At 63.5% G+C, this 23400-nt stretch carries 24 protein-coding genes; 22 read left to right on the forward strand and 2 right to left on the reverse strand.

What is annotated here, in order from left to right; translation table 11 throughout:
• Positions 1 to 87 precede the first annotated feature (87 nt).
• The gene (locus AC2T3R_RS04275; RefSeq protein ID WP_013971012.1) at positions 88 to 630 is read left to right on the forward strand and encodes a glycine zipper 2TM domain-containing protein; all 543 of its coding nucleotides are present in this window, start codon (positions 88 to 90) and stop codon (positions 628 to 630) included.
• Positions 631 to 846: 216 nt separating this feature from the next.
• Here AC2T3R_RS04275 and suhB read toward each other — a convergent pair whose 3' ends face one another.
• Positions 847 to 1665 carry a type III secretion system regulator SuhB gene (gene suhB, locus AC2T3R_RS04280; RefSeq protein ID WP_003257850.1) on the reverse strand — a complete coding sequence of 273 codons (819 nt, stop codon included), beginning with the start codon at positions 1663 to 1665 and terminating at the stop codon, positions 847 to 849.
• Between the two features lie 151 nt (positions 1666 to 1816).
• On the opposite strand from suhB, the gene trmJ reads away from it, so the two are divergent.
• From trmJ to AC2T3R_RS04385, 21 genes are all read left to right on the forward strand, one after another.
• The gene (gene trmJ, locus AC2T3R_RS04285) at positions 1817 to 2572 is read left to right on the forward strand and encodes a tRNA (cytosine(32)/uridine(32)-2'-O)-methyltransferase TrmJ (RefSeq protein ID WP_031325634.1); all 756 of its coding nucleotides are present in this window, start codon (positions 1817 to 1819) and stop codon (positions 2570 to 2572) included.
• A 3-nt stretch (positions 2573 to 2575) separates the two neighbouring features.
• Positions 2576 to 3361: a serine O-acetyltransferase gene (gene cysE / locus AC2T3R_RS04290; protein ID WP_013971015.1), complete on the forward strand. Its 786-nt coding sequence runs from the start codon at positions 2576 to 2578 to the stop codon at positions 3359 to 3361.
• Positions 3362 to 3540: 179 nt separating this feature from the next.
• Entirely contained in the window at positions 3541 to 4032 is a 492-nt protein-coding gene (iscR, locus tag AC2T3R_RS04295; RefSeq protein ID WP_008092572.1) for a Fe-S cluster assembly transcriptional regulator IscR, read from the forward strand.
• A 46-nt stretch (positions 4033 to 4078) separates the two neighbouring features.
• A complete protein-coding gene (locus tag AC2T3R_RS04300) occupies positions 4079 to 5293 on the forward strand; it encodes an IscS subfamily cysteine desulfurase (RefSeq protein ID WP_013971017.1) in 1215 nt (404 codons plus the stop codon).
• Positions 5294 to 5339: 46 nt separating this feature from the next.
• Positions 5340 to 5726, forward strand: coding sequence for a Fe-S cluster assembly scaffold IscU (gene iscU / locus AC2T3R_RS04305; protein WP_003248539.1), 387 nt, complete (start codon positions 5340 to 5342; stop codon positions 5724 to 5726).
• Positions 5727 to 5754: 28 nt separating this feature from the next.
• A complete protein-coding gene (gene iscA, locus AC2T3R_RS04310) occupies positions 5755 to 6078 on the forward strand; it encodes an iron-sulfur cluster assembly protein IscA (RefSeq protein WP_003257854.1) in 324 nt (107 codons plus the stop codon).
• Positions 6079 to 6086: 8 nt separating this feature from the next.
• The gene (gene hscB, locus AC2T3R_RS04315) at positions 6087 to 6608 is read left to right on the forward strand and encodes a co-chaperone HscB (RefSeq protein WP_486744687.1); all 522 of its coding nucleotides are present in this window, start codon (positions 6087 to 6089) and stop codon (positions 6606 to 6608) included.
• 42 nt (positions 6609 to 6650) lie between these two features.
• On the forward strand, positions 6651 to 8513 hold the full coding sequence (hscA, locus tag AC2T3R_RS04320; RefSeq protein ID WP_015269013.1) for a Fe-S protein assembly chaperone HscA: 1863 nt from the start codon (positions 6651 to 6653) through the stop codon (positions 8511 to 8513).
• 3 nt (positions 8514 to 8516) lie between these two features.
• Positions 8517 to 8858, forward strand: coding sequence for an ISC system 2Fe-2S type ferredoxin (gene fdx, locus AC2T3R_RS04325; protein WP_013971020.1), 342 nt, complete (start codon positions 8517 to 8519; stop codon positions 8856 to 8858).
• A 10-nt stretch (positions 8859 to 8868) separates the two neighbouring features.
• Positions 8869 to 9069 (forward strand): Fe-S cluster assembly protein IscX, encoded by a 201-nt coding sequence (gene iscX, locus AC2T3R_RS04330; protein ID WP_003257859.1) that lies wholly within the window; start codon positions 8869 to 8871, stop codon positions 9067 to 9069.
• Between the two features lie 89 nt (positions 9070 to 9158).
• Positions 9159 to 9590, forward strand: a complete 432-nt coding sequence (gene ndk, locus AC2T3R_RS04335) for a nucleoside-diphosphate kinase (protein WP_013971021.1) — start codon at positions 9159 to 9161, stop codon at positions 9588 to 9590.
• A gap of 24 nt (positions 9591 to 9614) precedes the next feature.
• Entirely contained in the window at positions 9615 to 10760 is a 1146-nt protein-coding gene (rlmN, locus tag AC2T3R_RS04340) for a dual-specificity RNA methyltransferase RlmN (protein ID WP_013971022.1), read from the forward strand.
• A 14-nt stretch (positions 10761 to 10774) separates the two neighbouring features.
• Entirely contained in the window at positions 10775 to 11536 is a 762-nt protein-coding gene (pilW, locus tag AC2T3R_RS04345; protein ID WP_410952903.1) for a type IV pilus biogenesis/stability protein PilW, read from the forward strand.
• Positions 11533 to 12576, forward strand: a complete 1044-nt coding sequence (locus tag AC2T3R_RS04350) for a RodZ domain-containing protein (protein ID WP_410952904.1) — start codon at positions 11533 to 11535, stop codon at positions 12574 to 12576. Before pilW ends, AC2T3R_RS04350 begins: the two co-directional genes overlap by 4 nt.
• Positions 12577 to 12578: 2 nt before the next feature.
• On the forward strand, positions 12579 to 13688 hold the full coding sequence (gene ispG, locus AC2T3R_RS04355) for a flavodoxin-dependent (E)-4-hydroxy-3-methylbut-2-enyl-diphosphate synthase (protein ID WP_003257869.1): 1110 nt from the start codon (positions 12579 to 12581) through the stop codon (positions 13686 to 13688).
• Positions 13689 to 13713: 25 nt separating this feature from the next.
• Positions 13714 to 15003: a histidine--tRNA ligase gene (hisS, locus tag AC2T3R_RS04360; protein ID WP_123085210.1), complete on the forward strand. Its 1290-nt coding sequence runs from the start codon at positions 13714 to 13716 to the stop codon at positions 15001 to 15003.
• A gap of 39 nt (positions 15004 to 15042) precedes the next feature.
• On the forward strand, positions 15043 to 15681 hold the full coding sequence (locus tag AC2T3R_RS04365) for a tetratricopeptide repeat protein (protein WP_015269019.1): 639 nt from the start codon (positions 15043 to 15045) through the stop codon (positions 15679 to 15681).
• Positions 15682 to 16824 (forward strand): outer membrane protein assembly factor BamB, encoded by a 1143-nt coding sequence (gene bamB / locus AC2T3R_RS04370; protein ID WP_013971028.1) that lies wholly within the window; start codon positions 15682 to 15684, stop codon positions 16822 to 16824.
• Between the two features lie 117 nt (positions 16825 to 16941).
• Positions 16942 to 18405, forward strand: a complete 1464-nt coding sequence (gene der, locus AC2T3R_RS04375; protein ID WP_486744688.1) for a ribosome biogenesis GTPase Der — start codon at positions 16942 to 16944, stop codon at positions 18403 to 18405.
• Between the two features lie 212 nt (positions 18406 to 18617).
• Positions 18618 to 19766, forward strand: coding sequence for a pyridoxal phosphate-dependent aminotransferase (locus tag AC2T3R_RS04380; protein WP_025337781.1), 1149 nt, complete (start codon positions 18618 to 18620; stop codon positions 19764 to 19766).
• Positions 19754 to 20545 (forward strand): amidohydrolase, encoded by a 792-nt coding sequence (locus AC2T3R_RS04385; RefSeq protein ID WP_015269022.1) that lies wholly within the window; start codon positions 19754 to 19756, stop codon positions 20543 to 20545. The genes AC2T3R_RS04380 and AC2T3R_RS04385 overlap by 13 nt, the downstream gene beginning before the upstream one ends.
• Positions 20546 to 20720: 175 nt before the next feature.
• Here AC2T3R_RS04385 and AC2T3R_RS04390 read toward each other — a convergent pair whose 3' ends face one another.
• Entirely contained in the window at positions 20721 to 23276 is a 2556-nt protein-coding gene (locus tag AC2T3R_RS04390) for a PepSY domain-containing protein (protein ID WP_486744689.1), read from the reverse strand.
• Between the last annotated feature and the right edge of the window lie 124 nt (positions 23277 to 23400).

Consider the following 23400-nt stretch of genomic DNA (forward strand, 5'->3'; position numbering starts at 1 on the left):
GCGCGAGTGTTGAACTCGCGCCTTTTTTTTTACTCCAAGGCTGGGAGAAGGCGGGTCGGACCCGCGGGTGATGATCAGGAGGTTCGTGTGAACAAATCAATGCTTGTGGGTGCGGTACTGGGTGCTGTCGGTGTGACTGCCGGAGGTGCTGTCGCGACCTACAGCTTGGTCAACAAGGGGCCTGAATATGCACAGGTCACCGACGTGCAACCGATCAAACAACAGGTAAAAACCCCCCGTGAGGTCTGCAAGGACGTCGCCGTGACGCGTCAGGCGCCGGTCAAGGACCAGCACCAGATCGCCGGTACCGTGGTGGGCGCCATTGCCGGTGGCCTGCTGGGTAACCAGATCGGTGGTGGTAGCGGCAAGAAGATCGCCACCGTTGCCGGTGCGGTCGGTGGTGGTTATGCCGGTAACAAGGTGCAGGAGGGCATGCAGGAGCGTGACACCTACACCACCACGCAAACCCGCTGCAATACGGTCAACGATATCAGTGAGAAGGTGGTGGGCTACAACGTGAAGTACACCATTGGCGACAAGGTGGGGCAGGTGAAGATGGATCACGAGCCCGGGTCGACCATTCCGCTCGACAAGAATGGCAAGCTGATCCTGAGCGAAGCTGGGCAGTAAGGCCCGGCGCGGTCTGCTCTTTGTAGGAGCGGCCTTGTGTCGCGAAAGGGGTGCGAAGCGCCCCCGGGGTCTGTGACATATCAGAGATTGTCGGGGCTGCTTCGCACCCCTTTCGCGACACAAGGCCGCTCCTACAGGGATCGCGAAAGTCTTGGGATATGGTTACAGGCATAAAAAAGCACCCCGAGGGGTGCTTTTTTTGCCAGCAATCCGCGCTTAGCGCTTCATGTTCTCTGGCAGGTGCGGCTGGATAGCGGTCAGCACGGCCTTGAAGCACTTGATGTTGCCCGCAACGATATGGCCCTTCTCGAGGAAGTCATGGCCGCCGTTGAAGTCGCTCACCAGGCCGCCCGCTTCCTGGATCAGCAGCACGCCGGCCGCCATGTCCCATTCGGACAGGCCCGACTCCCAGAAAGCGTCGAAACGGCCGGCGGCCACGTAGGCCAGGTCCAGGCTGGCGGAGCCGGCGCGGCGGATACCGGCGGTCTGGCCAGTCAGGGCGCGGAACATGCCCAGGTAGTTGTCCAGGTCGGCCATCTGGCTGTCACGGAACGGGAAGCCGGTACCCAGCAGGGCGCCTTCCAGGCTGGTGCGCGAGCTGACACGCAGGCGGCGACCATTGAGCTGGGCGCCACGGCCGCGGCTGGCAGTGAATTCTTCCTGGCGAACCGGGTCGACGATCACGGCGTGCTCAAGGCGGCCACGGTACTTGCAGGCGATGCTGACCGCGAAGTGGGGGATGCCACGCAGGAAGTTGGTGGTGCCGTCCAGCGGGTCGATGATCCACAGGTAATCCTTGCCTTCTTCGCCGCTACCCGCGTGCAGGCCGGTTTCCTCGCCCTGGATGGAGTGGTTCGGGTAGGCCTTGCGCAGGGCGTTGACGATGCTCTGCTCGGCGGCGCGATCGACTTCGGAGACGTAGTCCTTGGCCTCTTTCTCATCGACCTTGATGCTATCCAGGCGTTCGATGGAGCGGAAAATCAGTTCACTGGCGCTGCGAGCGGCGCGCAGGGCGATATTCAGCATAGGCTGCATGGGCGGGTCACCTGGAGATGTTAAAGAAGAAAGCCGATCATTCTAGCAGAAAACTTTGGCGGCAGAAGTGTCACATTTGCTTTCATGGCGTTACGTCTGTCGGTTCTGTAAGATCGAAGGCCCTGATTCCTGCATCTGTGAGCACAACACCTTGCTGCAAAATATTCGTGTTGTTCTGGTCAATACCAGCCACCCCGGCAACATCGGCGGCGCTGCGCGTGCCATGAAAAACATGGGCTTGTCGCGTCTGGTGCTGGTACAGCCGAAAGAGTTCCCCGCCGTGGATGCCAGTGCCCGAGCCTCGGGTGCCGACGATGTGCTGGACAATGCCCAAGTGGTCGACAGCCTCGAGCAGGCGTTGGTCGGCTGCAACCTGGTAATGGGCACCAGCGCCCGCGAGCGGAGCATCCCCTGGCCGTTGATCGGCCCGCGCGAGTGCGGGGCCAAGGCGGTGGAGCATGCCAACGGTGGCGAGGAAATCGCCCTGGTGTTCGGGCGTGAACACGCCGGCCTGACCAACGAAGAACTGCAGCGATGTCACTTCCACGTGCACATTCCCTCCAACCCCGACTTCAGCTCGCTGAACCTGGCCGCCGCTGTCCAGGTGCTCTCCTACGAGGTGCGCATGGCCTGGCTTGCCGCCGGTGCAGCGCCGGGCAAAGTCGAGAAGGTTGACGCCAGCGAGCTGGCGACGATGGACGAAATGGAGCTGTTCTACGACCACCTGGAGAAGACCCTGGTCGGTATCGGCTTTCTCGACCCCGAAAAGCCCAAGCACCTGATGCCGCGCCTGCGCCGGCTATATGGGCGGGTGGCGGTCGAACGTTCGGAAATGAGCATTTTGCGCGGCATCCTGACCGAGACCCAGAAAGTGGTCCGGGGCGAGCCGCATAAACGGAAGGACTGACAGATGTTCGAACGCCTGCGTGAAGATATTCAAAGCGTATTCCACCGTGACCCGGCTGCACGCAACGCCTTTGAGGTGCTGACCTGCTACCCAGGCATGCACGCCATCTGGCTGCACCGCCTGGGCAATGCCCTGTGGAAGCGTGATTTCAAGTGGCTGGCCCGCCTGGTATCGAACTTCGGCCGCTGGCTGACCGGCATCGAGATCCATCCCGGCGCCACCATCGGACGGCGCTTCTTCATCGACCACGGCATGGGTATCGTCATCGGTGAAACCGCCGAGATCGGCGATGATGTCACCCTTTATCAGGGCGTGACCCTGGGTGGCACCAGCTGGAACAAAGGCAAGCGACACCCCACCCTGGAAAACGGTGTGGTGGTAGGGGCGGGGGCCAAGGTGCTGGGCCCGTTCACCGTCGGCGCCGGGGCCAAGATCGGTTCCAATGCGGTGGTGACCAAAGCCGTGCCGGCCGGGGCTACGGCGGTTGGTATCCCCGGGCGAATCATCGTCAAGAGCGAAGACAACGAGGTCGAGGCCAAGCGTAAGGCCATGGCTGAAAAGATTGGCTTCGATGCCTACGGCGTCAGTGGCGACATGCCCGACCCGGTGGCCCGTGCCATCGGCCAGATGCTCGACCACCTGCAGGCAGTCGACGAACGGCTGGAGGGCATGTGCGGCGCCCTGACCAAGATGGGCAGTGATTACTGCGCCAAGGAACTGCCAGCCCTGCCGGAAGATGACTTCAAGGAAGTTGCCCAGGTGGCTCAGCGCGACACTCAGTCACATTGATTGCGCCGCGCTGAAATCATGGTGACATACGGGGCGTGTGCTCACGCCCCCTGTCTGCTACAATCGCGCCCGCCTCCCCGATGCAAACCCGACTAAAGCACTAGGTCTAATAGTTGACTTAAATGCTCGGGAATCGCATACTCGCTCACATCCTGTAACTCCCGTGGTACCCAATAGCCATGCGACTGACTACCAAAGGCCGATACGCCGTGACCGCCATGCTCGACCTGGCGTTGCACGCGCAGCATGGGCCGGTGTCTTTGGCCGACATTTCCGAGCGCCAGGGCATTTCCCTCTCTTATCTGGAACAGCTGTTCGCCAAGCTGCGCCGCAGCAGCCTGGTCTCCAGCGTGCGTGGTCCAGGCGGTGGCTACCAGCTGTCGCGGGGCATGGAAACCATCCAGGTGGCCCAGGTCATCGATGCGGTCAACGAATCGGTCGATGCCACCCGTTGTCAGGGCCTCGGGGACTGCCATGCCGGTGATACCTGCCTGACCCACCACCTGTGGTGCGACCTCAGCCAGCAGATCCATGAATTCCTCAGCGGTATAAGCCTGGCCGACCTCGTCATGCGCCGTGAGGTGCAGGAAGTCGCCCAGCGCCAGGACCTGCGTCGTGTCGCAGGCCGAACCGCCCAGCTGGACAAGATTGAGACGTCCGCCGTCGATTGATCCCACCGGGACGACGAGCGACGCCACCGCCTGATAGGAGAGACAAATGAAGTTGCCGATCTACCTCGATTACTCCGCGACCACCCCGGTCGACCCACGCGTGGCCCAGAAGATGGCCGACTGCCTGCTGGTCGACGGGAACTTCGGTAACCCGGCTTCGCGCTCCCACGTCTTTGGCTGGAAAGCCGAGGAAGCGGTCGAGAATGGTCGCCGCCAGGTTGCCGAACTGATCAACGCCGATCCGCGCGAAATCGTCTGGACCAGCGGTGCCACCGAGTCCGACAACCTCGCACTCAAGGGCGTCGCGCACTTCTATCAGACCAAGGGCAAGCACATCATCACCTCCAAGATCGAGCACAAGGCGGTCCTGGATACCGCTCGCCAGCTGGAGCGTGAAGGTTTCGAAGTTACTTACCTCGAGCCAGGCGAAGACGGCATCGTCACCCCGGCCATGGTCGAGGCGGCGCTGCGCGACGACACCATCCTGGTTTCGCTGATGCACGTGAACAACGAAGTCGGCTCGATCAACGATATCGCCGCCATCGGTGAACTGACCCGCTCGCGCGGCGTGCTGTTCCACGTTGACGCCGCGCAATCGGCCGGCAAGGTCGAAATCGACCTGCAAAAGCTGAAGGTCGACCTGATGTCGTTCTCGGCGCACAAGGTCTACGGCCCGAAAGGTATCGGCGCGCTGTACGTCAGCCGCAAGCCTCGTGTACGCCTGGAAGCCATCATTCACGGCGGTGGCCATGAGCGCGGCATGCGTTCGGGCACCCTGCCGACCCACCAGATTGTCGGCATGGGCGAAGCCTTCGCCATCGCCAAACAGGAAATGGCCGCGGAAAACGTACGCATCAAGGCCCTGAGCGACCGCTTCTTCAAGCAGGTCTCGGACCTTGAAGAGCTGTACGTCAACGGCAGCAAGACTGCCCGCGTACCGCACAACCTGAACCTGAGCTTCAACTACGTCGAAGGCGAATCGCTGCTGATGTCGCTGAAGGATATCGCCGTATCGTCCGGTTCGGCCTGCACCTCCGCGTCGCTCGAGCCGTCCTACGTATTGCGCGCCCTGGGCCGCAATGACGAGCTGGCGCACAGCTCGATCCGCTTCTCCTTCGGCCGCTTCACCACCGAAGAAGAAGTCGACTACGCCGCGCAGAAAGTCTGCGAGGCCGTGAACAAACTGCGTGAGCTGTCGCCGCTGTGGGACATGTACAAAGACGGCGTTGACATCTCCAAGATCGAGTGGGCCGCCCACTAAGCAGTCGCCGGCAAGAGCGGCTCCCTGATGAGGAAGGAATTGCACCATGGCATACAGTGAAAAGGTCATCGACCACTACGAAAACCCGCGCAACGTCGGCAAGATGAACGCCGAAGACCCGGACGTCGGTACCGGCATGGTCGGCGCCCCGGCCTGCGGTGACGTGATGCGCCTGCAGATCAAGGTCAACGAGCAGGGCGTGATCGAAGACGCCAAGTTCAAGACCTACGGCTGCGGTTCGGCCATCGCTTCCAGCTCCCTCGCCACCGAGTGGATGAAGGGCAAGACCCTGGACGAAGCCGAAACCATCAAGAACACCCAGCTGGCCGAAGAACTGGCGTTGCCGCCGGTCAAGATCCACTGCTCGGTACTCGCCGAAGATGCCATCAAGGCAGCCGTTCGCGATTACAAGCAGAAGAAAGGCTTGATCTAAGTCGCCTGTTGCGAGGTAAGGAGTCCTGATGGCTATCAGCATGACAGAAGCCGCCGCCAACCACGTGCGGCGTTCCCTGGAAGGGCGCGGCAAGGGCGAAGGCATTCGCCTGGGCGTGCGCACCACCGGTTGCTCGGGCCTGGCCTACGTGCTGGAGTTCGTCGACGAGCTGGCGGACGAGGACCAGGTGTTCGAGAACCATGGCGTCAAGGTGATCATCGATCCCAAGAGCCTGGTCTACCTCGATGGCACCGAACTGGACTTCGTAAAGGAAGGGTTGAACGAAGGCTTCAAGTTCAACAACCCCAACGTGCGCGGTGAGTGTGGCTGCGGCGAAAGCTTCAACGTTTGAGGCTGGCTGTGGGTACTCCTTGTCATTTCGCATTGTTTGACTTCCAGCCAAGCTTCCGCCTGGATCTCGACAAGCTGGCCACTCGCTATCGCGAGCTGGCCCGCGAAGTCCATCCCGACCGCTTTGCCGACGCCTCCGAGCGCGAGCAGCGCGTGGCGCTGGAAAAGTCCGCGGCCCTCAACGACGCCTACCAGACACTGCGCAGTGCGCCGCGTCGCGCCCGCTACCTGCTGGCCATCGGCGGCCACGAAGTGCCTCAGGAGGTCACGGTCCACGACCCCGACTTCCTGTTGCAGCAGATGCAGTGGCGTGAAGAGCTCGAAGAACTGCAGGACGAAGCCGACCTCGATGGCGTGGCCGTGTTCAAGAAGCGCCTGAAGGTCGCCCAGGACACGCTGAACGAGGACTTTGCCGCCTGCTGGGACGCTCCAGGCGAGCGCGACAAGGCCGAACGCCTGATGCGCCGCATGCAGTTCCTCGACAAGCTCGCCCAAGAAGTGCGCCAACTGGAAGAGCGCCTCGACGATTAACCCGGTGCTGCCCGTGATAGCACCTAAGGTATTCAGATAAGCATGGCCCTACTGCAGATTGCCGAACCCGGTCAAAGCCCTCAGCCGCATCAGCGCCGCCTGGCGGTTGGGATTGACCTGGGTACCACCAACTCCCTGGTCGCCGCACTGCGCAGCGGCCGTAGCGAGCCCCTGCCCGACGCGCAGGGCAATGTCATTCTGCCGTCCGCGGTGCGCTACCTCGAAGGGCGCAACGAAGTGGGGCAGGCTGCACGCGATGCCGCTTCCAGCGACCCGCTGAACACCGTGCTGTCGGTCAAGCGCTTGATGGGGCGCGGCCTGGCCGACGTCAAGCAACTGGGCGAGCAGCTGCCGTACCGCTTCGTTGGCGGTGAGTCGCACATGCCGTTCATCGACACCGTGCAGGGGCCGAAAAGCCCGGTGGAAGTGTCCGCCGATATCCTCAAGGTGCTGCGCGAGCGTGCCGAAGCCACCCTTGGTGGTGAGCTGGTGGGCGCGGTTATCACCGTGCCGGCCTATTTCGACGATGCCCAGCGCCAGGCCACCAAGGACGCTGCGCGCCTGGCCGGCCTGAACGTGCTGCGCCTGCTCAACGAGCCGACCGCCGCTGCCGTGGCCTATGGCCTGGACCAGAACGCCGAAGGCGTGGTGGCCATCTATGACCTGGGCGGCGGTACCTTCGACATTTCCATCCTGCGCCTGACTGCCGGCGTATTCGAAGTGCTGGCCACCGGTGGCGATACCGCCTTGGGCGGTGACGACTTCGACCACGCCATCGCTGGCTGGATCATCGAGCAGGCCGGGCTGTCATCCGACCTGGACCCGGCCACCCAGCGCGCACTGTTGCAGACCGCCTGCGCCGCCAAGGAAGCCCTGACCGACGCCGACGTGGTCAGCGTCAGCCATGGCACCTGGCAGGGCGAGTTGAGCCGCGCCGGTTTCGAAGCCATGATCGAGCCCATGGTCGCCCGCAGCCTCAAGGCCTGCCGCCGCGCCGTGCGTGACAGCGGTATCGAGCTGGAAGAAGTCAGCGCCGTGGTCATGGTTGGTGGTTCGACCCGCGTACCGCGTGTGCGTGAAGCCGTCGGAGCCCTGTTCGGCCGCACCCCGCTGACTTCGATCGACCCCGACCAGGTGGTGGCCATCGGTGCCGCCATCCAGGCCGATACCTTGGCCGGCAACCGCCGCGAAGGTGGCGAACTGCTGCTATTGGATGTCATCCCGCTGTCGCTTGGCCTTGAGACCATGGGCGGGCTGATGGAGAAGGTGATCCCGCGCAACACCACCATTCCGGTGGCGCGTGCCCAGGAGTTCACCACCTATAAAGATGGCCAGTCGGCCATGATGATCCACGTGCTGCAGGGCGAGCGCGAGCTGATCAGCGATTGCCGCTCGCTGGCGCGCTTCGAGTTGCGTGGCATCCCGGCCATGGTCGCCGGTGCGGCAAAAATTCGCGTCACCTTCCAGGTCGACGCCGATGGCCTGCTCAGCGTCGCCGCACGCGAGCTGGGCTCGGGCGTGGAAGCCAGCATCCAGGTCAAGCCCTCCTATGGCCTGACCGACGGCGAAATCGCCCGCATGCTCAAGGATTCCTTCGAACACGCAGGTTCCGACAAGCAGGCCCGCCAGCTGCGCGAGCACCAGGTGGACGGCGAGCGCCTGCTCGAAGCGGTACAGGGCGCCCTGGACGCCGACGGCGAACGCCTGCTCAGCAGTGACGAGCGCGACGCCATCGAATTCCAGATGCAAGAACTACGTGATTTGCTGGCCGGCACCGATGGCGCAGCCATCGAGCAACAGACCAAGCGTCTGTCGCAGGTGACCGACGCATTTGCCGCCCGTCGCCTTGATTCGACGGTCAAAGCCGCACTGGCCGGGCGCAACCTGAATGAGATCGAGGAGTAACCGATGCCGCTGGTGACATTCCTGCCGCACGAGAAGTTCTGCCCCGAAGGGCTGACCGTGGAAGTCGAGACCGGGACCAACATCCTGGAACTGGCCCACGACCATCACATCGAGATGGAAAGCGCCTGCGGCGGCGTCAAGGCCTGCACCACTTGCCACTGCATCGTGCGCAAGGGCTTCGACTCGCTCGAAGAAGCCGACGAACTGGAAGAGGACATGCTGGACAAGGCCTGGGGCCTGGAGGCTCAATCGCGCCTCGGCTGCCAGGTGGTTGTCGCTGACCAGGACCTGGTCATCGAGATCCCCAAGTATTCGCTCAACCACGCCGCCGAAGCGCCGCACTGAGGTTTACCCCATGAGCCTGAAATGGATTGATGTACTTGAGATCGCCATCCAGCTTGCAGAAAGCAAGCCGGAAGTCGATCCTCGTTATGTGAATTTCGTCGATCTGCACCGCTGGGTGCTGGCCTTGCCAGAATTCAGCGACGATCCGTCACGCGGCGGTGAGAAAGTGCTCGAGGCCATCCAGGCGGCCTGGATCGAAGAAGCCGACTGAACGCGTCCTGCAGGTTAGGCAATCCCCTGGAACCCGCGTATAATTCGCGGGTTTAATTTTTCGCAACACTCATTTTTCTGGAGTTTTCCATGGCTGTTCAACGTACTTTCTCCATCATCAAGCCTGACGCCGTTGCCAAGAACGTCATCGGCGAGATCACCACTCGTTTCGAGAAAGCCGGCCTGCGCGTCGTCGCTTCGAAAATGAAGCAGCTGTCCAAAGCCGAAGCCGAAGGCTTCTACGCCGAACACAAAGAGCGCGGCTTCTTCGGTGACCTGGTTGCCTTCATGACCTCCGGCCCGGTCATCGTTCAGGTTCTGGAAGGCGAAAACGCCGTTCTGGCCAACCGCGAGCTGATGGGCGCCACCAACCCGAAAGAAGCTGCTGCCGGCACCATCCGTGCTGACTTCGCCGTTTCCATCGACGAAAACGCTGTTCACGGTTCCGACTCGGAAGCTTCGGCTGCCCGCGAAATCGCTTACTTCTTCTCCGCTACCGAGCTGTGCGACCGCATTCGCTAAGCGAAGCAGGTCTTGGGTGATTCCATGAGTGACATGACTGGCAAGATCAACCTGTTGGGCCTGACCCTGCAGGAAATGGAAAAATTCTTCGAGTCGATCGGAGAGAAGCGTTTTCGTGCCGGTCAGGTCATGAAATGGATTCACCACTATGGCGTCGACGATTTCGCCGCCATGACCAATGTCGGCAAGGCCTTGCGCGAAAAGCTCGAGGCCGTTGCCGAGATTCGGGGCCCGGAAGTGGTCAGTGAAGACATTTCCGCCGACGGTACCCGCAAGTGGGTGGTCCGCGTTGCCTCCGGCAGCTGCGTCGAGACCGTCTACATCCCCACCGACGATCGCGGCACCCTGTGCGTGTCGTCGCAAGCCGGCTGTGCCCTGGACTGCAGCTTCTGCTCCACCGGCAAGCAAGGCTTCAACAGCAACCTCACCGCCGCCGAAGTGATCGGCCAGGTGTGGCTTGCCAACAAATCCTTCGGGACCGTTCCGGCCAAGATCGACCGCGCCATTACCAACGTGGTCATGATGGGCATGGGCGAACCCCTGCTGAATTTCGACAATGTCATCGCCGCCATGAAGATCATGATGGAAGATCTGGGCTATGGCATTTCCAAGCGTCGCGTCACCCTGTCCACCTCGGGCGTGGTGCCGATGATCGACGAGCTGGCCAAGCACATCGACGTGTCGCTGGCCCTGTCGCTGCACGCACCGAACGACGAACTGCGCAACAAGCTGGTACCGATCAACAAGAAGTACCCGCTGAAGATGCTGCTGGAATCGTGCATGGGCTACATGTCCACCCTGGGTGGCAAGCGCGTGCTGACCATCGAGTACACCCTGCTCAAGGACGTCAACGACCAGCCTGAGCATGCTGCGCAAATGATCGAGCTGCTGCGCGACGTACCCTGCAAGATCAACCTGATCCCGTTCAACCCGTTCCCGCACTCGGGCTACGAGCGGCCGAGCAACAACGCCATTCGCCGCTTCCAGGATCTGTTGCACCACGGTGGCTTCAACGTCACCACCCGCACCACCCGTGGTGATGACATCGACGCTGCTTGTGGTCAGCTGGTCGGCCAGGTCAACGACCGCACCCGCCGCAGCGAGCGCTACATCGCTGTGCGCCAGCTGTCCGCGGACGCCGAGCTGCAAGACAGCCCCGCCAGCCACTGACCGGGACCTTGCCCATGAGCCTGCGCGCCGCGCTGTCGATCCTTGCGCTTTCGCTGCTGGCCGGCTGCGTGTCGGGCGGCGCGGGCGACCCCCTGGCCAGCCGCCAGGGCAGAGCAGAGGCGGGGCGGGCCTATGTGCAGCTTGGGCTGGGTTATTTGCAACAGGGTTTGACCGAGCAGGCCAAGGCGCCGCTGGGCAAGGCCCTGGCCCTGGATGGTGGTGATGCCGATGCGCACGCCGCCCTGGCGCTGGTCTTTCAGGCCGAAGGCGAGCCTGCGCTGGCCGAAACGCACTTCCGCAAGGCGCTGAAGGCACGTGCCGGCGACACGCGAATTCGCAACAATTACGGCAGTTTCCTTTATGCTCAGGGCCGATTTGCCGAGGCCGAGCAGATGTTTCGCCTTGCCAGCGCCGATACCCTGTATCCTGAGCGCTCACGCGTTTACGAGAACCTGGGCCTGACCGCCCTGAAACTCGAGCGCCGCGACCAGGCGCATGCGTATCTGCTGAAAGCTCTGCAACTCAACCAGCGGCAGCCGAAAGCGTTGCTGGAAATGGCTGAGTTGTCCTACGAAAACAGGCATTATGTGCCGGCCCGGGACTACTACGATCGTTTCAGCCAGTTGAGCGACCACGATGCCCGTAGCCTGCTGCTGGGCAGCCGCCTTGCCAGGGTATTCGACGAGCAAGGCACACTGGCCGAGCTGGGCCAGCAATTACAACGACTTTATCCCGGTACGCCGGAATATCAGCAATACCTGTCGGAGCAACGATGAAAGCCGCGCATCCCGAAGTAGCAGTAGCGCCTGGCCAGAACCCCGGTGAGCTTTTGCGTCAGGCCCGTGAGAACCGGGACTGGTCACAAGCCGAGGTGGCCCGCAAGCTCAACCTCACTGTCAGTTCGTTGAACCACGTGGAAACCGGCGCCTTCGACAAGCTGCCGGGGCATACCTTCGCCCGTGGTTATATCCGCGCCTATGCCAAGCTGATGGACCTGGACCAGGCTGCCCTGGTGGACGCCTTCGACCGTTACACCGGCACCCACGCCAAAGGCAGCGACGTGCACTCGCTGGGCCGTATCGAAGAGCCCGTGCGCCTGTCGCACAACATTCTGCGTGGCGTTAGCCTGCTGCTGCTGGTGGCAGTGGTCGGCGGCGGCTTCGTCTGGTGGCAGGACCAGGGCAGCCTGCGTGGCAAGGAGCTGGCCAAGATTGCCCTGGAGCACGTCGAAGTCGAAAGCGCCGACGGCACCACCCAGATTCACCCGCTCGATGAGCCTGAAGACCAGGCTGTTTCCGCTGGCCAGCAGCCTGAGAGTGCGCCGCTGCCGCTTGAGCAGGGCGCAGCCGAGCAGCCTGCCGCCGTACCGGCACCGGCAAGCCCGGCACCTGCCGATACCGCTGCCGTAGTACCGACACCGGCCCAGCAGGCGCCTGTGCCAGCGATCGCCAGCGCACCTGCTGCCGCGCCTGCGCCGGTAGCACCGGTTGCCCCGGCCCCGACGGCTGTTGCACCTGCTACACCTGTAGCGGCCGTGGCCGCTGCCGAGCCTGCCGCCGCCGCAGTGCCGGCTGGCAGTGCCAAGGTCGCCATCCAGTTCGTCGCCGATTGCTGGACCCAGGTCACCGACGGCAACGGCAAGGTGCTGTTCAGCGCCATCAAGCGCAAGGGGGACAACCTCGAGCTGACCGGCAAGCCGCCGTTCTCGGTACGCCTGGGCTTTGCCCGTGGCGCCCAGGTCAGCTACAACGGCCAGGCCGTCGATGTTGCCCCGTTCACCAGTGGCGAGACCGCTCGCCTGAAGTTGGGACAGTAATCATGCACGGCGAATCTCCGATCAAACGTCGCGAATCCCGCAAAATCTGGGTCGGCAATGTACCGGTGGGTGGTGATGCCCCCATCGCGGTGCAGAGCATGACCAACACCGACACCAACGATGTGGCCGCCACCGTGGCGCAAATCCAGCGCCTGGTCGATGCCGGCGTGGACATCGTGCGCGTCTCGGTGCCGGACATGGACGCTGCAGAGGCGTTCGGCCGCATCAAGCAGCAGGTCAGCGTGCCGCTGGTTGCCGACATCCACTTCGACTACAAGATCGCCCTGCGCGTGGCCGAACTGGGCGTCGACTGCCTGCGTATCAACCCGGGCAACATCGGCCGTGAAGACCGTGTACGCGCGGTGGTCGATGCCGCCCGCGACCGGGGCATCCCGATCCGTATCGGCGTCAACGCCGGCTCCCTGGAAAAGGACCTGCAGAAGAAGTATGGCGAACCGACCCCGGCGGCGCTGGTCGAGTCGGCCCTGCGCCATGTCGAGCACCTCGACCGCCTGGACTTCCAGGACTTCAAGGTCAGCGTCAAGGCATCCGATGTGTTCATGGCCGTCGAAGCCTACCGCCTGCTGGCCAAGCAGATCGTGCAGCCGCTGCATCTGGGCATCACCGAAGCCGGTGGCCTGCGTTCGGGGACGGTGAAATCCGCTGTCGGCCTCGGTATGCTGCTGGCCGAAGGCATTGGCGATACCATCCGTATCTCGCTGGCGGCCGACCCGGTCGAAGAAGTGAAAGTCGGCTACGACATCCTCAAGTCGCTGCACCTGCGCTCGCGTGGCATCAACTTCATCGCCTGCCCGAGCTGCTCGCGGCAGAACTTCGATGTGGTCAAGACCATGAACGAGTTGGAAGGGCGTCTGGAAGACCTGCTGGTGCCGCTGGACGTGGCGGTGATCGGTTGCGTGGTCAACGGCCCGGGCGAAGCCAAGGAGGCCCATGTGGGGCTGACCGGCGGCACGCCGAACCTGATCTACATCGACGGCAAGCCGGCGCAGAAGCTGACCAACGACAACCTGGTCGATGAGCTGGAAAAGCTCATCCGCCAGAAAGCGGCCGAAAAGGCCGAAGCCGACGCGGCGCTGATCGTCCGTGGCTGACACACAGAATTCGTAAGGACTTTTCGTGAGCAAATCGCTGCAAGCCATCCGTGGCATGAACGACATCCTGCCAGAACAGTCGCCACTGTGGCGCTACTTCGAAGGCACCGTGGCCGGCCTGCTGGACACCTACGGGTACAGCCAGATCCGCACGCCGATCGTCGAGTTCACCGAGCTGTTCAAGCGCTCCATCGGTGAAGTGACCGACATCGTCGAAAAAGAGATGTACACCTTCGAGGACCGCAACGGCGATTCGCTGACCCTGCGCCCCGAAGGCACTGCCGCCTGTGTGCGTGCCGTGCTCGAGCATGGCATCACCGGCAACGGCCAGGTGCAGAAACTGTGGTACATCGGCCAGATGTTCCGCCACGAGCGCCCGCAGAAGGGCCGCTACCGCCAGTTCCACCAGATTGGCGTGGAAGTGTTCAACCTGGATGGCCCGGACATCGATGCCGAGCTGATCATGCTGACCTGGCGCCTGTGGGGCCTGCTGGGCATCCAGGACGCGGTCAAGCTGGAGCTCAACAGCCTGGGCACCAGCGAAGCCCGTGCACGCTACCGTGATGCGCTGGTCGAGTTCCTCTCGGCGCGCCTGGAGCAACTGGACGAAGACAGCCAGCGCCGCCTGAAGAGCAACCCGCTGCGCATCCTCGACAGCAAGGACCAGAACACCCAGGCGGTGCTGGTCGGTGCGCCGAAGCTGGAAGACTACCTGGACGAAGAGTCGCGCGTGCACTTCGAGGGCCTCAAGGCCCGCCTGGACGCTGCCGGCATCCCGTTCGTGATCAACACCAAGCTGGTGCGTGGCCTGGACTACTACAGCAAGACCGTGTTCGAGTGGGTCACCGACAAGCTCGGCGCCCAGGGCACTGTCTGCGCCGGCGGCCGTTATGACGGCCTGGTCGAACAGATGGGCGGCAAGCCGACCCCGGGCGTCGGTTTCGCCATGGGCATCGAGCGCCTGATCCTGCTGCTGGAAACCCTGGGCAAGGTGCCCGAGTCCATCAGCCGCCAGATCGACGTCTACCTGTGCGCCTTTGGCGAACAGGCGGAGCTGGCCGGCCTGCGCCTGTCCGAAAGCCTGCGTGACCGCTTGCCGGGCCTGCGCCTGGCAGTCAACGCCGGCGGTGGCAGCTTCAAGAGCCAGTTCAAGAAAGCCGACAAGAGCGGCGCGCTGTTCGCCCTGATCCTCGGTGACGACGAACTGGCCAAGCAAGAGATCGGCTTCAAGCCCCTGCGTGGTCAGGGCGAACAACAGAACATTGCCTGGGATGCTCTGGCTGAGCACCTGGAAACCGCGATCGCGCAGGCGTAACGCGGTTCAACAAGCGAATAGGCGAAAAGGAGTATTGGGGTGTCGAGTACCGATGATGAACTGGCAGGGGTCAAGGACTGGTGGAACCGCAACGGCAAGCCGCTGCTGACCGGTGCCCTGCTGGCTGGCGTGGTGGTGTTGGGCTGGAATACCTGGCACAAGTACCAGAACAATCAGTCGCAAGGTGCCTCGCAGCTGTACCAGGCCTTGCTGGAGACCAGCCTGACGCCGACTGGCCAGCCTGACGCGACCAAGGTCGCGGAACTGGCCGGCAAGCTCAAGAGCGAGTTCGGCGGTACCGCCTACGCCCAGTACGGCAGCCTGTTCGTGGCCAAGGTCGCGGTCGAGACCGGCAAGCTCGACGACGCTGCTGCCGAGTTGAAGAGCGTGCTGGACAAGCCGGCCGATGCCACCCTGGGCGAGATTTCGCGTCAGCGCCTGGCTCGTGTGCTGGCCGCCCAGAACAAGGCCGAGGATGCCCTCAAGTTGCTCGACGGCGACGCCGACAAAGCCTTCCTGGCCAGCCGCGAAGAGTTGAAAGGTGACCTGCTGGTGCAACTGGGTCGCGCCGACGACGCGCACAGCGCTTACGAGAAAGCCAAGGCTGCGTTGTCCGATGAGGCGGCGGTCGGTGGCCTGCAATTGAAGCTGGATGACTTGGCCAAAGGGGACGCGTAAGTGATCGGTTGGAAACATGCAGCAGTGCTGACCCTGGCCGTACTGGCCGCAGGTTGCAGCAGCAACAGCAAGAAGGAACTGCCTCCGGCCGAGCTGACCAAGTTCACCGAGGAAGTGGTGCTGAAAAAGCAGTGGAGCCGTTCGATCGGTGACGGCCAGGGCGAGACCTACAACACCCTCGTACCTGCCATCGAGAACGACCGTATCTACGCCTCCGACGTCAACGGCGAAGTCTTTGCCCTCGACCGTATCACCGGCGACGTGGTGTGGAAGAAGGACCTCGAGTTGCCGGTATCCGGCGCTGTCGGTGTGGGCTATGGCCTGGTCATGATCGGCACCCTCAAGGGTGAAGTCATCGCCCTGGACTCCAGCACCGGTGAGGAGCGCTGGCGCTCCCGCGTGACCAGCGAAGTACTGGCCCCACCTGCCAACAACGGTGACGTGGTGGTGGTGCAGACCCAGGACGACCGCCTGATCGGCCTGGATGCCGCTACTGGCGACCGTCGCTGGATCTACGAAAACACCCCGGCCGTGCTGACCCTGCGTGGCACCGGCGCGCCGATCGCCACCAACCGCCTGGCCGTCGCCGGCCTGTCCACCGGCAAGGTGGTGGCGGTGGACATCAACAACGGCGTACCGGTGTGGGAAAGCCGTGTGGCGATTCCGCAGGGCCGTTCCGAGCTGGACCGCGTGGTCGATATCGACGGCGGCCTGCTGCTGTCGGGTGGTACCCTGTACGTCAGCACCTACCAGGGCCGCGTCGCGGGCCTGGACCTGGAAAGCGGCCGCGTGCTGTGGCAGCGTGATGCCTCCAGCTACGTGGGCGTCGCCCAGGGCTACGGTAACGTCTATGTCAGCGAAGCTTCCGGTACTGTCGAAAGCGTCGACGAGCGCTCGTCCAGCGCCCTGTGGACCAACGACACCATGGCTCGCCGCCAGCTGACCGCGCCTGAAGTGTTCTCCAGCTACGTGGCGGTGGGCGACTTCGAGGGTTACCTGCACCTGCTGAGCCAGGTCGATGGCCGCTTCGTCGGCCGTGAGCGTATCGACAGTGATGGCCTGCGTGCCCGCCCACTTGTGGTCGGCGACACCATCTACGTCTTCGGCAACAGCGGCAAGCTCGAGGCACTGACCATCCGCTGAAGCTATGCTTGAAGCCTTGGCGGGCTTCAAGCCGCGGCGTAGGACACGCCGCCCGAACTCCGGCCGCTGCCTTGCAGCGGCCTTTGCATTTTCAAGAATTCAAGAGTGGAGAGCCGAATGGTTCCCGTAATCGCCCTGGTGGGCCGCCCAAACGTCGGCAAATCCACCATGTTCAACCGCCTGACCAAGACCCGCGATGCCATCGTTGGTGACCTGTCGGGCCTGACCCGTGACCGCCAGTACGGTGATGCCAGCTGGCAGGGTCGTTCCTTCATCCTGATCGACACCGGCGGTATCACCGGTGACGAAGTGGGCATGGACGAGAAAATGGCCGAGCAGTCGCTCATGGCCATCGAAGAAGCCGACTATGTGCTGTTCCTGGTCGATGCCCGTGCCGGCATGACCGCTGCCGACCAGATGATCGCCGAGCACCTGCGCAAGCGGAACAAGGAAGCGATCCTGGTTGCCAACAAGATCGACAACATCGATGCCGATGTGGCTCGCGCCGAGTTCTCGCCGCTGGGCATGGGCAACGCGATCCCGGTGGCCGGCTCCCAGGGCCGCGGCATCAACGCGCTGATGGAGGCCGTGCTCGGCCACCTGCCACGCGACCAGGTCGAGGAAGCGCTGGGCGCCGAAGTCGCCGAAGGCGAGGAAGCGGTGCGCATCCCGGGCCCGAGCGAGAAGGATGGCATCAAGATCGCCATCATCGGCCGCCCCAACGTCGGCAAGTCGACCCTGGTCAACCGCATGCTCGGCGAAGAGCGCGTGGTGGTGTACGACCAGCCGGGCACCACCCGCGACAGTATCTACATCCCGTTCGAGCGCGATGACGAGAAGTACACCTTCATCGACACCGCCGGCGTGCGCAAGCGCGGCAAGATCCACGAGGAAGTCGAGAAGTTCTCGGTGGTGAAGACGCTGCAGGCGATCAAGGACGCCAACGTGGTGATTTTCGTCATGGACGCCCGCGAAGGCGTGGTGGATCACGACCTGAACCTGCTGGGCTTCGCCCTGGAAGCTGGCCGCGCCATCGTCATCGCCCTGAACAAGTGGGACGGCATGGAGCCGGGCGAGCGTGATTACGTGAAGACCGAGCTGGAGCGCCGGCTGTTCTTCGTCGATTTCGCCGACATCCACTTCATCTCCGCCCTGCACGGCACTGGCGTGGGCCACCTGTACAAGTCGGTGCAGGCCGCGTTCAAGTCGGCGGTAACCCGTTGGCCGACCAGCCGCCTGACGCAGATCCTCGAAGATGCCGTGAGCGAGCACCAGCCGCCGCTGGTCAACGGCCGCCGCATCAAGCTGCGCTATGCCCACCTCGGTGGTGCCAACCCGCCGCTGATCGTGATCCACGGCAACCAGACCGACAAGATTCCGAAGTCGTACTCGCGTTACCTGGAGAACACCTACCGGCGTGTGCTGAAGCTGGTCGGTACGCCGATCCGCATCGAGTACAAGGGCGGTGAGAACCCGTACGAGGGCAAGAAGAACACCCTCACCGACCGCCAGGTCAACAAGAAGCGCCGCCTGATGTCGCACCACAAGAAGGCCGAGAAGAAGCGCCGCGACAAGCGCTGATTCCGCGTCGTCTTCTTCGCGGGCTTGCCCGCTCCCACAGGTACTGCACAACCCTTGAGCTTTGTGCAGTACCTGTGGGAGCGGGCAAGCCCGCGAAGAGGCCCTTTGATCCAGCGCAAATCCCCCTATTGTTTCAACCTTTTTCCTGACCGCTTGATCCGCTATGCTCGGACTCCACCCCGTGCCGGATACACCCCAGGAAAGAGGGCTCCATGATCCGCAGCAAACTGCCGAATGTCGGCACGACCATCTTCACCACCATGTCCCAGCTCGCCGTGCAGACGGGCGCGCTCAACCTGTCGCAAGGCTTCCCCGACTTCAATGGCCCGCAGGCGCTGCTCGATGCAGTCGGCCGGCATGTGGCCGCCGGGCATAACCAGTATTCGCCGATGACCGGCCTGCCGGCCCTGCGCCAGCAGGTGGCGGCCAAGGTCGCGCGGCTGTATGGCGCGCAGGTGGATGCCGACCAGGAAGTGACCATCACCCCTGGCGCCACCGAGGCGATCTTCTGCGCCATCCAGGCAGTAGTGCATGCCGGTGACGAGGTAATCGTCTTCGACCCTTGCTACGACAGCTACGAGCCGTCCGTGGAACTGGCTGGTGGGCGCTGCGTGCATGTACAGCTGAGCGATGGCGATTTCCGCATCGACTGGCAGAAGTTCAGCGATGCCCTCAGCCCGCGCACGCGCATGGTCATTCTCAATTCGCCGCACAACCCCAGCGGTGCGCTGATTACCCAAGAAGACCTGGACCAACTGGCCCGGCTTATCGCTGACCGCGATATCTATCTGGTCAGCGACGAGGTCTACGAGCACCTGGTCTATGACGGTGTACGCCATGCCAGCGTGTTGGCCCACGAGCAACTGTACCAGCGCGCCTTCGTGGTCAGCTCGTTCGGCAAGACTTATCACGTCACCGGCTGGAAGACCGGCTACGTGGTCGCCCCGCCGGCGCTGAGTGCCGAGCTGCGCAAGGTGCACCAGTACGTCAACTTCTGCGGTGTGACCCCGCTGCAGTGCGCCTTGGCCGATTTCATGGCCGAGCACCCCGAGCATATCGATGAACTGCCGGCCTTCTACCAGGCCAAGCGAGACCTGTTCTGCGGCTTGCTGGAGGGCTCGCGGTTCCGCTTCACCCGCACGGCGGGTACCTATTTCCAGCTGGTGGACTATTCGCAGATCCGCCCGGACCTGAACGATGTCGACATGTCGCTGTGGCTGACCCGTGAGCACGGCGTGGCGACCATCCCGGTGTCGGTGTTCTACCAGCAACCCATCCCCGAGCAACGCCTGGTCCGCCTGTGCTTTGCCAAACGAGAGGAGACGCTGCGTCAGGCAGCGGAAAAACTATGCGCGATCTGAGTACACTGCCGAATCTGAAAGTCGCCCTGGTGCAGACCACTCTGGCCTGGCACGACCGCGAGGCCAACTATGCGCACTTCGAAGTGCTGCTGGAGCAGGTAGGCGAAGTGGACCTGGTGATCCTGCCGGAAATGTTCACTACCGGTTTTTCCATGCAATCGGAAAGCCTGTGCGAGCCGGAAAACGGCCCGACCTACAAATGGCTGAAGGCCCAGGCGAAGAAGTACAACACGGTGATTACCGGCAGCGTGATCATCCAGGCCGCCGATGGCAGCCACCGCAACCGCCTGCTGTGGGCTCGGCCTGATGGCGAGATCCTGCATTACGACAAGCGCCACCTGTTCCGCATGGCCGGTGAGCACAAGCACTACACCCCGGGCGAGCGCCAGGTGCAGTTCGAGCTCAAGGGCTGGCGTATTCGCCCGCTGATCTGCTACGACCTGCGCTTCCCGGTGTGGAGCCGCGATGCCCAGGACACCGACCTGTTGCTGTACACCGCCAACTGGCCGGCTGCGCGCCGCCAGCACTGGAACCGCCTGTTGCCGGCGCGGGGTATCGAGAACCTGTGCTATGTGGCGGCGGTGAACCGGGTGGGCACCGACGGCAAGGGCTTTGCCTACTCCGGCGACAGCCAGGTGCTGGACTTCCAGGGCGAGAGCCTGCTCAGTGCCGGGGAGGCCGACGGGGTGTTCACCGCGGTGTTGAGTGCGGCGGAACTGGCGGCCTACCGGGCCAAGTTCCCGGCCAATCTGGATGCTGACACCTTCGAGCTGCACTAGGCCGGAACTGTATGGCTTGAATTGGCCCGCTGTAGGAGCGGCCTTGTGTCGCGAAAGGGCCGCAGAGCGGCCCCAGGATCCTGGCAGCGATGCATGAATTGCCGGGGCTGCTACGCAGCCCTTTCGCGACACAAGGCCGCTCCTACAGGTACTGCGTTGCTAGCTCAGGCCAGTATCAGTAAACATCCCGCCGATACCGCCCATCCTCGATCAGCTGTTGCACAACCGCTTCCCCGAGGATGCCGTTGAGCGCCGCATCCACCCCGGCAGCCATGCCTTGCAGGCTGCCGCAGACATACACACAGGCACCATCCGCGACCCAGCGCTTGAACTCTTCAGCCTGCTGCAGCAACACATCCTGCACATACACCTTGTCGGCCTGATCCCGCGAAAAAGCGAGGTCCAGGCGTGCCAGGTCGCCGTTGTCCAGCCAGCCTTGCAGCTCGTTGCCGCACAGCAGGTCATGCGCCCGGTTACGCTCGCCGAACAGCAGCCAGTTGCGCTGCTCGCCAGCATTCACCCGCGCGCGGAGCAGGCTGCGCAGGCCGGCCAGGCCGGTGCCGTTGCCAATCAACACCAGCGGTGCCGCCGTTTCCGGCAGGTGGAAGCTGCTATTGCGCCGCAAACGCAGGCTCAGCGTACCGTCAAGCGGCAGGTACTCTGTCAGCCAGCCGGAACCCAGGCCCAGGTTGCCATCGGCATGGCGTTCCTGGCGCACGATCAGCTCCAGCACGCCATCGCTGGCGATCGAGGCAATCGAGTATTCGCGGCTGCCGATCGGCACCAGTGCGTCGACCAGCGCCTGCGGCTGCAAACCGACCAGGTGATCGCGACGGGTCGGCAACTGCCGACCGGACAGGGCCTGGGCGAGGGTTTCGGCCAAGCCATTCACTTGCACCTTGGCGCCGCCGTCCAGCGCCATTCCATCGAGGAAGGCGTCGATCCTCGGCTGGCCGTTGAGCGGCAGGATCTCCACCAGGTCGCCGGCTTCCCAGCTGGCGGGCTGCTCCGGTCGCAGGCCCAGCAGGTACACCGGCTGGCCCTGGCTGCCCGGGTTGAGCAGTTCGCGGCGCACCAGCGACCAGTTGCCGAAACTCGGCGGTTGCCAGGCGGCCACTGGCTGGGCGCCGGTCAGTTGCGCCAGTTCCTGCTGCCACTGCTGCAGCGCGGCTTGGTCGGCGTTGTCCACTTCCACCGGGCTGAATGCGCTGCTGGCCCCGCGTTCGCCCAGCCATGCCTGCAGGCGGCGGGCGAAGCCGCAAAAGTGCGGATACTGGCGGTCACCGAGGGCGAGCAGGGCATAGCTGAGGTGGTCCAGCGCCCAAGGCTGGCCTAGCACCTTGCGCTCGAAGGCGCGGGCGCTGTCGGGGGCTTCGCCGTCGCCGAAGGTGCTGACCACGAACAGCGCACGGCGGGCCTGGCGCAGGTCGCTTTCACCCAGTTCTGCCAGGGCGCGTACCTGCACTGGCAGGCCGGCGGCCTGAAGCTGCCCGGCGCTCTGCCAGGCCAGTTGTTCGGCAAGCCCGCTCTGGCTGGCAAAGCCGATCAGCCAGCTGTCGCCGCTGGCAGTGTTGCTGGTGACGTTGCCACGGGCGGCACGTACCTGGCGCTTCTTGCGACGGCGGTCGAGGTACAGCAGCCAGCCGGTGACGAAGAACAGCGGCATGGTCAGGCTGGCGATGGTGACGATGATGCGCCCCGGCAGGCCGAAGTATTCGCCCACGTGCAGGGCGTAGACGCTCTGGAGCAGCTGGGCCTTGAAGGACTTGTCGGTGTAGCGGTCATGTCTTTTCACCTGGCCGCTGGCCGGGTCCAGTACCAGGGTGTTGAAGGCACGTGGGTGGTCGGCGTTGTCCAGCAGGTAGAACAGGTTGGCCGGCTGGCCGCCTACCGGTGGCAGGCGCAGGTTGTACATGGCCAGGCCCGGGCCGGCAGCGTCCTTGAGGTTGGCCCAGATTGCGTCGTAGTCGACCACCAGCGGCGGGGCGTTCTTGTCGATCTTCTGCGGCCCGTGGCGGCCACGACCTTCGCCGCGCTTTTGCTGCTGGCCGGCGGCCGGCGCGTCGGCCAGCAGCTTGTTCAGGCCCTCGCGGTACCACTCGTAGGACCAGAACAGCCCGGTCAGGGCGAACAGCAGGTAGAACAGCAGGCACCAGGTGCCGGCCACCGCATGCAGGTCCCAGTTGAAGGCGCGGCCTTTCTTGGCCCAGTCGAAGGTCAGCCAGGTGCGCCAGTCCAGCGCCTTGCGCGGCCAGCGCAGGTACAGGCCGGAGAGGCAGAAGAACACCAGCATCAGGGTGCAGGCACCGGTGATCTGCCGGCCGCTGTCTCCCATGGCCAGGAAGCGGTGCAGGTTGAGCATGAGGTTGAAGAAGCCTTGCCCGGCCACTTCTCCCTTGAGTTCGCCGGTATACGGGTCGGCATAGCGCAGCTGGCCACGGCGCTCGCCTGGCGGTGGGGTAAAGAAGACGCGTGCGGCGTTGCCTTCGCGTACATCGACCCACAGCATCGCCACCTTGTCGTGCTGCTGGGCCTCGACCCGCTGGACCAGTTCGGCCGGGGGCAGCACGCCCTCCGGGCGCACCTGGACCTTCAGGACATCGGCATTCAGCGCGCGCAGCAGTTCGTCCTGAAACGAGTACAAAGCCCCGGTGATACCCATCAAGGCCAGCACCAGGCCAGCGGTGATGCCAAAGAACCAGTGCAATTGGAACAGCGTCTTCTTCACCACATGATCACCTTGTGTTTCTGCCGCACACTACGCGGCGTGCATTATGCCTTGATACGCAAAAGCCCCGCTCACGGGAATGAACGGGGCGGGGGCTTCTTTTGGTGGTCTCCTGTACTGGCCTCTT

This window comes from Pseudomonas sp. PVC-5-1 (assembly GCF_057444345.1).

Bases quoted from the DNA above. Each gene is read 5' to 3' on its own strand.
- suhB (WP_003257850.1), bottom strand. From the start codon at position 1,665: ATGCAGCCTATGCTGAATATCGCCCTGCGCGCCGCTCGCAGCGCCAGT.
- cysE (WP_013971015.1), top strand. From the start codon at position 2,576: ATGTTCGAACGCCTGCGTGAAGATATTCAAAGCGTATTCCACCGTGAC.
- iscR (WP_008092572.1), top strand. From the start codon at position 3,541: ATGCGACTGACTACCAAAGGCCGATACGCCGTGACCGCCATGCTCGAC.
- AC2T3R_RS04300 (WP_013971017.1), top strand. From the start codon at position 4,079: ATGAAGTTGCCGATCTACCTCGATTACTCCGCGACCACCCCGGTCGAC.
- iscU (WP_003248539.1), top strand. From the start codon at position 5,340: ATGGCATACAGTGAAAAGGTCATCGACCACTACGAAAACCCGCGCAAC.
- iscA (WP_003257854.1), top strand. From the start codon at position 5,755: ATGGCTATCAGCATGACAGAAGCCGCCGCCAACCACGTGCGGCGTTCC.
- hscA (WP_015269013.1), top strand. From the start codon at position 6,651: ATGGCCCTACTGCAGATTGCCGAACCCGGTCAAAGCCCTCAGCCGCAT.
- fdx (WP_013971020.1), top strand. From the start codon at position 8,517: ATGCCGCTGGTGACATTCCTGCCGCACGAGAAGTTCTGCCCCGAAGGG.
- iscX (WP_003257859.1), top strand. From the start codon at position 8,869: ATGAGCCTGAAATGGATTGATGTACTTGAGATCGCCATCCAGCTTGCA.
- ndk (WP_013971021.1), top strand. From the start codon at position 9,159: ATGGCTGTTCAACGTACTTTCTCCATCATCAAGCCTGACGCCGTTGCC.
- rlmN (WP_013971022.1), top strand. From the start codon at position 9,615: ATGAGTGACATGACTGGCAAGATCAACCTGTTGGGCCTGACCCTGCAG.
- pilW (WP_410952903.1), top strand. From the start codon at position 10,775: ATGAGCCTGCGCGCCGCGCTGTCGATCCTTGCGCTTTCGCTGCTGGCC.
- AC2T3R_RS04350 (WP_410952904.1), top strand. From the start codon at position 11,533: ATGAAAGCCGCGCATCCCGAAGTAGCAGTAGCGCCTGGCCAGAACCCC.
- ispG (WP_003257869.1), top strand. From the start codon at position 12,579: ATGCACGGCGAATCTCCGATCAAACGTCGCGAATCCCGCAAAATCTGG.
- der (WP_486744688.1), top strand. From the start codon at position 16,942: ATGGTTCCCGTAATCGCCCTGGTGGGCCGCCCAAACGTCGGCAAATCC.
- AC2T3R_RS04380 (WP_025337781.1), top strand. From the start codon at position 18,618: ATGATCCGCAGCAAACTGCCGAATGTCGGCACGACCATCTTCACCACC.
- AC2T3R_RS04385 (WP_015269022.1), top strand. From the start codon at position 19,754: ATGCGCGATCTGAGTACACTGCCGAATCTGAAAGTCGCCCTGGTGCAG.